Below are 11,709 nucleotides of genomic sequence, written 5' to 3' on the forward strand. Positions count from 1 at the left end.
CCTCCAAAATTATAATGATTATTTGACATTGAAGTACTTGCCTTCAGGATGGGCAAAGACCATAGCTGAGATGCTGGCTTCGGGATCCATCATGTATTCATCTGTTAATTCAACTCCAATATCTCCAGGGTTAATGAGCCTAAATAATTGTTTCTGGTCTTCCAAGTTAGGACAGGCCGGATACCCAAAGGAAACACGGACGCCTTGATAGCGAGCAATAAAACGTTCACGCATGGTCATCTCCAGAGGATCGGGAAATCCCCATTGATCCCTAATCATTTGGTGAATTCGCTCTGCAAAGCCTTCAGCGAGCTCTAAGGCAAGCGCTTGAATAGCATGTGAACGTAGATAATCGCCCTTATTTTTCCAGTCCTCCGCTAATTCTCTTATGCCTCTTCCAGCTGTGACAGAGAAAAAGGCGACATAATCCATTTCACCACTTTCCTTTGGACGCAAATAATCGGCGAGGCAAAGGTAAGGTTTTTGTTCTTGACGTAAAAAGGTGAAGCGCTCGAGCACGCTTTCATGATTATCCGGGTCATAAATCCTGACTTCGTCTCCGACGGCCTGAGCAGGGAAGAAGCGATAGACAGCCTGCGGACGGATAATATGGTCACTCTCACACATGTCTAGAAGTTCATTTACAAGTTGAAGTAAATCAAGCGCTTTAGGATCGCCTGCTTCTATTAGCTTTGTCACATTTCCTTTAAGCCCTAAGTGTCTTCCAATTAACATTTGCAAATTGATATAAGGACGAAGATAGTTTATTGGATAATCCCTTAATACATGACGTTCAAAGTCGGGTGGGGTAAAGATAGGGGTATCCCGTTTTATGGGTGACAACTTTGGTTCATTATCGTCTTCGTTTTTTTTCACGTTGGTCAGAGTCTTTAAACCTACCATTTCAAGGCGCGTTTCCTCAAGTTCATCTAACAATTTTTTCTGCTCAGAGGGCGTGATTAGTCGATTGGCAAAATCCAAACCCTGCATGGCATCCTTCGCAAATATGACGGGCGGCTCATAGTTGGGTTTTATTTTTGTATAAGTAAACTTTTTGGTAAGAGCTGCACCGCCAACAAGTAATGGCGCTTTGACACCTGCCTTTTGAAAGTCTTCAGCAGTGACCACCATTTGTTGAGCTGACTTCACAAGTAAACCTGATAGACCAATCATGTCTGGTTTCAGCTCTTTATACGCTTTAATCAATTGTTCAGGTGGAACCTTAATCCCAAGATTAACGACATCAAAGCCATTATTTGAAAGAATAATTTCTACTAAGTTTTTCCCGATATCATGCACATCGCCCTTAACAGTAGCGAGGAGGATTTTCCCTTTGTTGGCGCTATCAGATTTCTCCATAAAAGGTTCAAGATAAGAGACTGCTGTTTTCATCACTTCAGCACTTTGTAAGACTTCGGCAACAATTAATTCATTTAAGTTAAATAAACGTCCAACCTCTGACATGCCATTCATAAGTGGGCCATTAATGATGTCTAATGGGAGAGTGGTTTTTAACGCTTCATCAAGATCTTGAAGAAGGCCTTGTTTTGTGCCATCCACCACATATTTTGCTAGACGTTCTTCTAGCGGCAAAGTGCTCGTTTCCACCGTTTTTTGCGGTTTTTTCTTACGATAAAAAGCGGTGAATTCTGCAACCAATTCATCCGTTGTTTCAAAAAGCAAGCGCCGAGATAACTGTTTTTCCTCATCAGAGATCGAAGCATAGCGTTCGAGTTTCTCAGTATTGACAATGGCGTAACCGAGACCAGCACGAGTGCATTCATATAAAAAAACAGAATTCAGCACTTCACGTCCAGCAGGAGGGAGACCAAAGGAGACATTACTGACTCCCAATATAAGTGGACAATCAGGTAAGTGCTCACGTAATAAACGAATCCCTTCGACTGTTTCTTGAGCGGACCCAATATATTTTTGGTCTCCCGTTCCTACTGGGAAAGTCAGTGGATCAATAATAATATCGCGGATGTCCATTCCATATTTTTCTGTTAAGAGTTGGACTGAACGCTTGGCAACCTCTAATTTACGCTCTCGCGTGACTGCCATACCCTGTTCATCGATGGTCCCAACAATAAGAGCAGCACCGTATTGAACAGCCAGTTTAGCAAAACGAGCAAGGCGCTCCTCACCATCTTCTAGATTAGTAGAATTAATAATCGCTTTTCCTTGAGAATGCTTAAGCCCAAGCTCCACAACAGTAGCATCTGTAGAATCAATCATGAGAGGAACTTTAACTTTTCGAACAACCTGCGGAATAAATTGATTCATATCTTCAGCTTCTTCACGGTCTGGATCGGCAAGGCAGATATCAATCACTTGTGCCCCTGATTTGACTTGATCACGCGCAATTTCAGAAGCAGCTTCAATCTCTCCTTCAGAAATCAAGCGTTTAAATTTCCTCGAACCAATGACATTGGTGCGTTCACCGACAAAAATTGGCCGATTATCATCTTCTAAAAAAACGGCATTTAAACCTGAGATCGCATGATCATGAGGTGTGGCAAACGAACGAGGGGGTTTATCTTTTAAAATCTCACGCAAGGCTTGGATGTGTTCAGGTCGAGTCCCACAGCAGCCACCGACAATATTGAGCCATTCTTGATCGGCAAAATCGGCAAGTTTGCTCGCAAGACTTGAAGGTGTTTCATGATAATGCCCCTCTTCATCTGGGAGACCGGCATTCGGGTAACAACTCACAGCGGTTTGCGCTAGGGAAGATAAGGTTCGAAGATGATCGCGCATAAATTCTGGACCAGTAGCACAGTTAAGCCCAACAGAAATGGGTTTTAAATGCTCAACGGACAGATAAAAAGCTTCAATCGTCTGGCCTGCGAGCGTAGTCCCCATCGGTTCTATCGTTCCAGAGATCATGATCGGAATCTTTCTGCCGAGTTCGGAAAAAGCTTGATTGATCCCAAGACTTCCCGCTTTAACATTTAACAGATCTTGAGAGGTCTCCAATAATAGAAGGTCAACGCCACCTTTCATGAGACCACGGGCTTGAATACGGTAGCTTTCCACAAGTTCATCAAAAGTAGCACCACCAGTCACCGAGAGACTTTTCGTTGTAGGTCCCATAGCGCCAGCGACATAGCGAGGCCAATCAGGTGTTGAAACAGTTTCAACTTGTTGTCTCGCGAGTTTGGCTGATTGTACATTGAGCTCTTCCGCTAAATGCTCGAGATTATATTCCGATAGTACAATGGGAGTGGCACCAAAGGTATTGGTTTCAATAATATCAGCCCCAGCTATTAAGTAGTCATAATGAATGCGAGAAATAACATCTGGACGGGTCATTGATAAGTATTCATTACATCCGTCATACTCTTCTCCTCCAAAATCAGCCTCAGATAAATCCTGTTGTTGTAACATGGTTCCCATCGCACCATCGAGAATGAGAATCCGCTGTTTCAGACTATCTTTAATGTTCGTGGTCATGTACATTTAAACTCCTTTTATGTTTCATTAAGTGGTGCTGATTTCTCACCTGCAAAGCAACACTCTATTTAGAGATAAAAAAATTAAAAAGGGCCTTTCTCATAGAGAAAGACCCTGAACATATCGATGTCCGGACTCTCATCTCTCAGAAAATACTTTCTGCTGGAGTTAGCACCGTGACCATACAAAAAGGTATCATCCGGTTGCCGGGCTTCATCGGGCCAGTCCCTCCGCCTGCTCTAGATAAGAGAATATACAAAGTTTTCGCACAAAACCTTTATTCAATAACATACAGATTTTAATTTAGATTGTCAACATGATTATTCACTATTTTTTTAGTATAATACCTAGAAAAATCACTTGAGATTCTCTTTTGCATCAAAATTGTGATAATATACTAGTAACACAACTGTCCACGAGAGAGAAAGACTCCTGGGATGATTGAGAGTGCAGGAGATAAGATAAAATAAAAAAGTTTGTGTTACATTACATAATGATTGATGCAAGCCATCTGGGTAACACTAGAACTATTCAGATGCGAATGGCATTAAGAAAGTGAGTGGTGAGAATGAGTAAACAACAAATCGGCGTCGTCGGTATGGCGGTTATGGGAAAAAACTTGGCCTTGAATATTGAAAGCAGAGGCTATACAGTATCGATCTATAATCGTACAGCGGCCAAAACCGATGAAGTGATCCAAGAAAATCCTGATAAGCATTTGGTCCCTACCTATTCTATTGAAGAATTTGTTGCGTCTCTTGAGACGCCAAGACGGATCATGATGATGGTAAAGGCTGGGACACCAACGGATAAAACCATTCAATCTCTACTTCCACATCTTGATAAAGGCGATGTTTTGATCGATGGAGGAAATACGTTCTTCAAAGATACCATGCGCCGTAATGAAGAACTTCAAGCTTCAGGGATTAATTTTATTGGAACAGGTGTTTCTGGTGGTGAAGAAGGGGCATTAAAGGGACCAGCAATTATGCCTGGTGGCCAAAAAGAAGCGTATGATCTAGTCGCTCCAATTCTTGAGAAAATTGCAGCTAAAGCGCCTCAAGATGACGAGCCTTGTGTCACTTATGTTGGCCCTAATGGTGCTGGCCATTATGTGAAAATGGTACACAATGGGATCGAATATGGTGATATGCAATTGATCGCTGAATCCTATCATCTCCTACGGGAAGTGGCAGGACTATCAGTAGAGGAAGCGGCTGAAGTGTTTGCCGAATGGAATAAAGGTGAACTGGATAGCTTTTTGATTGAAATCACAGCGAATGCTTTGACGAAAAAAGACCCCGAAACTGGAAAACCAATGGTGGATATTATTTTGGATCGTGCGGGTAACAAAGGAACAGGAAAATGGACGTCGCAAAGTGCATTAGATTTAGGGGTTTCCTTGCCTTTAATTACAGAATCCGTTTTTGCCCGCTTCATTTCCGCTTTTAAAGACGAGCGAGTAGAAGCAAGCAAAGTTTTGACCAAACCAACAGGGTATACCTATGATGGTGACAAGCAAGCTTTAATTGAAAATATCCGCCAAGCCTTATACTTTAGTAAAATTATGAGCTATGCTCAAGGTTTTGCGCAAATGCGAACAGCCAGTGAAGAATATCAATGGAATCTGCAATATGGTCAAATTGCTAAGTTATTCCGTGCGGGCTGCATCATCCGTGCCCAGTTCTTACAAAAGATTACGGATGCTTATGATAAGAACCCTGAATTGAAAAACTTAATGTTGGATGATTACTTTATGGATATTACCGCTAATTACCAAAACGCTGTCCGTGAAGTGGTTTCAGTTGCGGTTAAATCAGGTGTTCCCGTACCGACGTTCTCATCGGCTATTGCTTACTATGATTCTTATCGCAGTGCGACTTTACCGGCTAATATTATACAGGCGCAAAGGGATTATTTTGGTGCTCATACTTATGAAAGAGTGGATAAAGAAGGCACTTACCACTTTGACTGGTATGGAAATGATGGCGAAACCAAGCTATAATTTTATTGGGAATTTGGACTTAGAAATGCAGGAAATGAGTGTTTTATGTCACTCATTGTCCTGCGTTTTTTTTGTATCAAGAATCATATCAGAGGATCAAATCAGAACCACCAGTGATTTAAAGACGGATCGACTCATCTTTTTATTTGAGATGCTCTCTTTTTAGGACTATAAAAATTCATGAAAACGCTTGAAATTTAAAAACATCGGGTTTATAATGAAAAACAACTACCATACTAGTATATTAATATTGTTGATTTAGTGTGATGGTTTTACCAAAGGAGGTAAATGTACACTCATTTGACACGGGATATAAAATGTTATTTCCCTCGTGATTCTGTATACTAAGGACAAAATAGTAGGTAGAGGGGAAAAGAATTGATGACCATTTCTAAGACACTAACTGCAAAGGAATATGCTTATAGCGAGTTGAAGGAACAAATATTAAAGTTGCAGCTCACACCAGGAACAAAAATATCAGAAAAAACAATGGCTGAAAGATTACAGGTAAGCCGAACACCCATTAGAGAGGCCTTTTTAAGATTAGCTCAAGAGGAGCTTTTAACGATCATTCCTCAAAGTGGGACTTTCGTTTCGTTGATTAACCTGGACTTTGCTGAAGAGGCACGTTTTGTTCGTGAGCAAATAGAGACTGCTGTTGCCGCCTTGTGTTGTGAGACGATTCACCATGAATCATTGGTTCGTCTAGAAGCTAACATCAAGATGCAAGAATATTCGGCTCGTACTGACATTGAGCCTCACGAAAAAAATCAGTTTTTCGATCTTGATGAGCAATTTCATAAGGAACTTTTTGACTGGTCCGGTAAACAACGCACGTGGCAGATGTTGCAAGGAATGACGGCACACCTAAATCGATTCCGTCTATTAAGATTGATGGCAAAGGAAACCTTTGATAAAGAGATATTAATCGATCAACATAAAGCGATCTATTCGGCCATATGTAATCAAAATAAAGCCGAGGTTAAAAAAATAGAAACGGAGCATTTGCGATTAATGTTGTCAGAAAAGGAAATTCTTTTGCGGGAATTCCCAGAATACTTTAGTAGGAACTAAAGGGAATATTCACGTTTGTAAGGATTAGTACTGAGGAGGTATAACGATGAAAATGACTTTCCGCTGGTATGGAGAAGGCAATGATCCGATTTCGTTGCAACACATTCGACAAATCCCCGGGGTGCAAGGTGTGGTTTGGGCCTTACATGACATTCCTGTCGGGGAGGTTTGGCCCCTTGAACGAATAAAGGAGGTCGCTGAACAAACGAAGCCCTACGGCTTACATATTGACATTGTTGAAAGCGTCAACATCCATGAAGATATAAAGCTCGGTTTGCCGAGTAGAGAAAAATACATACAAGCCTACAAAGAAACCTTAAAAAATCTTAGCGAGGTTGGAGTCAAAGTCGTTTGTTATAATTTTATGCCTGTCTTTGATTGGTTACGAACGGACTTATTTAAAGAAATGGAAGATGGAAGCACCGCACTATTTTTTGATGCTGAGAAGGTGATCTCCCTTAGCCCAAAGCAATTGGTTAAAAATATGGAGGCACATGCCAATACATTCACCTTGCCAGGCTGGGAACCAGAAAGGTTAAAAGACCTGACACGTTTGTTTGAACAGTATCAGGATATCACGGAGCAAGACTTACTAGAGAATCTTATCTATTTCTTAAAAGCCATAGTGCCTGTGGCTGAGCAGTATGGGATTAAAATGGCGATTCATCCTGATGATCCACCGTTTTCGGTCTTTAATTTGCCACGCATTGTTAAAAACAAACAAGATATTCAGAACATATTGAGTGCAGTGGACAGTCCATCGAATGGCCTTACTTTCTGTTCGGGTTCATTAGGTGGGAATAGGAACAATGACTTAATTGATATTGTAAAAACCTTTGTAGAACGGATTCCTTTTGCGCATATCCGCAATGTTAAACATCTAGATAATGGGAGTTTCATAGAGACCTCTCATCGAAATGCTGATGGCTCTGTAAATATAACGGGAATTGTAAACGCTCTATATGAGCATGGTTTTAAGGGCTATGTTCGTCCAGATCATGGACGACATATTTGGGATGAGGTGTGCCGACCAGGATATGGATTATATGATCGGGCCCTTGGTGCCATGTACTTACAGGGGGCTTGGGATACGAATCAGTTGTTGGCAAAAGAAATCCCTTCTGATGCTGAGAAACTTGTGGCTAAATCGTTTGTTTAAAAAAGGGGGGGAGTCATTTTTCCCCCATTTAGGTAGTCTTGAGATGTAAGCGATTCATCTCTTCGAGTATGTTTTGTAAGGAGGAATAGAGATGTCGAGAAAAAATAAAAATATTACCCTGAGGACGAGTATTGGATATGGTCTAACAGACATGGTCGGAGGAGGGGCCTTTACCATTATTGGGGCCTGGCTCTTATTCTTTTATACAACATTTTGTGATCTTACCCCAGTAGAAGCGGGTTCTATCATTGCTATTGCCCGAATTGTCGACGCTGTTGCTAGTTTATCTATGGGTAGCCTCTCAGATCATTTCTTTAAAAATAAATTAGGGAGAAAGTTTGGTAGACGGCGCTTCTTCATCTTAATTGGCTCACCATTGATGCTCGTTTATATCTTATTGTGGACCAGTGGAATGAACTATTGGTATTATCTCCTTACTTATTTACTTTTTGAAATTATCGCTGCTATGATTCTTATCCCGTGGGAAACTTTACCCTCTGAAATGACAGAGGATTTCAATAAAAGAACAAAATTATCAACGACAAGAATGTTTATTTCGAGCGCAGGAACTTTCTTAGCGACTTTTGTTCCAGGACAATTGATTAATGCTTTAGGTAAAGATAATGCGATGGCCTTTTTTGTAAACGGTGCCTTTTTCGCTGTGGTTTTTGCTATTTGTGTTTTTATTTCGTATAAGTCAACTTGGGAGAGAGAACTCTCCTCAGAAGATCAGCAAAAATTATTAGAAGAAATGAAAGCACAGCGTGGATTTAAGGAGAAATTACACCAGTTGAGCCAGACAATCATCGACTATGGTACGACATTTAAAATCAAAAGTTTTCGAAAGCATTTATTCATTTATATTTGTTCAATGACAGCTAAGGATACTTTTAATGCTGTGTTCGTCTTTTTCTGTGTATTTGCCCTTAATAGTTCATCAGCTGTCGCGGCGAATATGCTTTCACTCAGTATTATCGGCATTCCATGTACTATCGCTTATGGGTTCTTAATGATTAAAATAGGACCAGCCAATTTATTTAAAGTATCGTTTTCTACAATGATTCTTTGTCTCTTAGCCTATGGTGCCGTATTCTTGATTCAACCTCATTCTTTAATTGTAACCCTATTTATTATTTCTGCTGTCTATCAAATCGGGAGGAGTATGTTAGAATTTACACCTTGGAATGTTTACCCATTTATTCCCGATGTGGATGAGATGGTTTCTAAACAGAGAAGAGAAGGTTTATTTGCCGCAGTGATGACCTTTTTTAGAAAATCCTCCACTGCATTGGCGACCTTTCTTGTTGGGGTTGTGTTACAATTTGGTGGTTTTGTTGAAGGGGCAGACACGCAGTCCACTCATGCTGTTCATACCATTGTATACGTTTTAGTCATCGGCGTTGGTGCTCTTCTCTTGCTCTCTTTGATAGCGGCCTTTACCTTTAAATTAAATAAAGAAACTCATGGGATTTTGGTAGATGAAATTCATCGTCTGAAAAACAATGGGTCAAAGCAACAAGTAGATCCAAAAACAAAAGAAGTTGTAGAAGCACTTACGGGTTATAAGTATGAAAATTTATGGGGTGGTCCTACAAATGGAACCCCCACACAAGGGCAAGAAATTAAATCTTCTTAGTCCTTTGTCATTACAGATATAGGAGGTCCTTTTAATGAAGGCATTTATGGACGAAAATTTCCTACTTAATAGTGAAACGGCAAAACAATTATTTCATCAATACGCAGCCGATCTGCCAATCGTAGACTATCATTGTCATTTAAGTCCGCAAGAAATCTATGAAAACCGATCGTATAAGAATATGACAGAACTGTGGTTGGCAGGAGATCATTATAAATGGCGAGCCATGCGAGCTAATGGGATCGATGAACATTACATTACCGGTGAGGCTGATGACTATGAGAAATTTGAAAAATGGGCTGAAACAGTAGAAAAACTCATAGGGAACCCTCTTTACCATTGGACACATATGGAATTGAGGCAATACTTTGGGGTGTATCACATTTTAAAAAAGGATACGGCTAAGGAAATATGGGAGACGTGTAACGAGAAATTACAAACTCAAGAATTTACTGCCCGTGGTTTTATTACGCGGTCAAATGTCGAAATCATTTGTACAACGGATGATCCTCTTGATGACCTCAATGCTCACGAACTGTTAAAAAAAGAAAAGGATTTTTCGACGAAGGTCTTACCAACTTTCCGACCAGATAAAGTTTTATCTATACAAGAGGAAGCTTGGTCCAGTTATATCGATGCCTTGGGCCAAGTGACTGGGCAAACCATCAGGACCTTCAGTGAACTCGTGTTGGCCTTGGAGAAACGTGTACATTTTTTTAATGAGGTTGGCTGTAGGTTGTCTGACCATAGTTTGGAACCTGTGGTCTATGAAGATGCGACGCTTGAAGAATTAGATCAAATTGTAAGAAAAGCATTAAATAGAGAAACGGTGTCAGAAAAGGAATTTCGGCAATTTACCAGCTGTCTACTCGTGTCTTTAGGGCAATTATACAGTGAGCATGATTGGGTCATGCAATTGCATATTGGAGCATTAAGAAATGTTAACTCACGATTGTTCCAATCCATTGGCGCCAATGTCGGCGGGGACTCCATGAGAGATGATCCCGTAGCACTCCCTTTAGCGAGGTTACTCGACGCGATGGATCAGAGCGGACAACTTCCAAAGACTATTCTTTATGGTTTAAACCCTCGTGACAATGAGATGTTAGCTGCAATGGCAGGTAATTTTCAAGAAGGTGGAACGATAGCTAAAATGCAGTTTGGAACGGCTTGGTGGTTTAACGATCATCGAGAGGGTATGATTTCTCAAATGAAGGCACTTTCAAATATCGGATTACTTTCTCGATTTATAGGGATGCTCACGGATTCACGTAGTTTCTTATCTTATAGTCGGCATGAATATTTTAGACGTATTCTCTGTCAATTGATAGGAGAATGGGTGGAAAATGGTGAATACCCAAATGATATTGAAGGGCTTGGAAAAATCGTTCAAGATATTTCATATTACAATGCAGTGGCTTACTTAAAATTAAATGAGAACGCGAATCTTTAATCCTAGTTAGGGAATAGACCATTTTTGAGGAGATGAACAAATATGTTACCAATGAATGAAAACTTGCAAGGTAAGACAGCCGTTGTCACTGGTGGTAGCGGTGTACTCTGTCGAGCCATGGCTAAAGAATTAGCAAGACAAGGGGTCAAAGTGGCCATCTTAAATCGGAATGAAGACAAGGGTTTGCAGATTGTTCAAGAAATCGAACAGGAAGGTGGCAGGGCGATTGCGGTGGCTTGTGATGTCACGGATGTTGAGAGTGTGAAACAAGCAGAACAGAAGATCAGCAATGAGCTCGGTGATTGTGATATTCTCATCAATGGTGCTGGGGGCAATAACCCTAAAGGCTCGACGTCCAATGAAACGATTGATTTAGCGGATATCGAAGATCCAAACACGACATCCTTTTTTGATTTGGAAATGGATGCCTTTGGTAAAGTTTTTGACGTGAATTTACTTGGGACGATCATTCCTACTCAAATTTTCACAAGGAAGATGTTGAATAAAAAAGGCGCTGTTGTCATTAATATGTCGTCTATGAGTGCTTATTCACCTATGACAAAGGTACCAGCTTATAGTGCTGCGAAGGCGGCCGTAAGTAATTTTACCCAATGGCTTGCAGTGCATATGGCAGATGCTGGGATTCGCGTGAATGCGATCGCCCCAGGCTTTTTTCTCACTGAACAAAACCGCACGTTATTAACAAACGAAGATGGGTCATTAACCGAAAGGTCAAATAAGATTTTAAGAAATACACCGATGAAACGATTTGGTGTACCAGAAGATCTTCTTGGCACACTGTTATGGCTTGTTGATGAGCACTTGTCCGGCTTTGTGACCGGAGTTACCATTCCTGTAGATGGTGGGTTTATGGCTTATTCAGGTGTTTAAAACCCGTTGATACTTCGCTATGTCATAGAATTATG

General features: G+C 40.8%; 7 protein-coding genes and 1 riboswitch. Of the genes, 6 read left to right on the forward strand and 1 reads right to left on the reverse strand.

What is annotated here, in order from left to right:
• Positions 1 to 18: 18 nt before the first annotated feature.
• A complete protein-coding gene (metH, locus tag IEV91_RS10780) occupies positions 19 to 3,456 on the reverse strand; it encodes a methionine synthase (protein ID WP_188497440.1) in 3,438 nt (1,145 codons plus the stop codon).
• Between the two features lie 135 nt (positions 3,457 to 3,591).
• A riboswitch (SAM riboswitch) is annotated at positions 3,592 to 3,706 on the reverse strand.
• Between the two features lie 318 nt (positions 3,707 to 4,024).
• Between metH and gnd the strand changes: the two genes are divergently transcribed.
• The 6 genes from gnd (at position 4,025) to IEV91_RS10810 (ending at position 11,674) form a co-directional block, all read left to right on the forward strand.
• Entirely contained in the window at positions 4,025 to 5,461 is a 1,437-nt protein-coding gene (gene gnd, locus IEV91_RS10785) for an NADP-dependent phosphogluconate dehydrogenase (protein ID WP_188497441.1), read from the forward strand.
• 381 nt (positions 5,462 to 5,842) lie between these two features.
• Complete coding sequence (locus tag IEV91_RS10790) at positions 5,843 to 6,535, forward strand: GntR family transcriptional regulator (RefSeq protein WP_188497442.1); 693 nt, start codon at positions 5,843 to 5,845, stop codon at positions 6,533 to 6,535.
• Between the two features lie 46 nt (positions 6,536 to 6,581).
• Positions 6,582 to 7,694, forward strand: a complete 1,113-nt coding sequence (gene uxuA / locus IEV91_RS10795; protein WP_188497443.1) for a mannonate dehydratase — start codon at positions 6,582 to 6,584, stop codon at positions 7,692 to 7,694.
• Between the two features lie 91 nt (positions 7,695 to 7,785).
• Complete coding sequence (locus tag IEV91_RS10800; RefSeq protein ID WP_188497444.1) at positions 7,786 to 9,330, forward strand: MFS transporter; 1,545 nt, start codon at positions 7,786 to 7,788, stop codon at positions 9,328 to 9,330.
• 34 nt (positions 9,331 to 9,364) lie between these two features.
• Entirely contained in the window at positions 9,365 to 10,783 is a 1,419-nt protein-coding gene (uxaC, locus tag IEV91_RS10805) for a glucuronate isomerase (RefSeq protein WP_188497445.1), read from the forward strand.
• Positions 10,784 to 10,825: 42 nt separating this feature from the next.
• Positions 10,826 to 11,674 carry an SDR family oxidoreductase gene (locus IEV91_RS10810; protein WP_188497446.1) on the forward strand — a complete coding sequence of 283 codons (849 nt, stop codon included), beginning with the start codon at positions 10,826 to 10,828 and terminating at the stop codon, positions 11,672 to 11,674.
• The last annotated feature ends 35 nt before the right edge of the window (positions 11,675 to 11,709 follow it).

Origin of the sequence: Pullulanibacillus pueri (genome assembly GCF_014639255.1) — a bacterium.
Taxonomy (GTDB): Bacteria; Bacillota; Bacilli; order Bacillales; family Sporolactobacillaceae; genus Pullulanibacillus; species Pullulanibacillus pueri.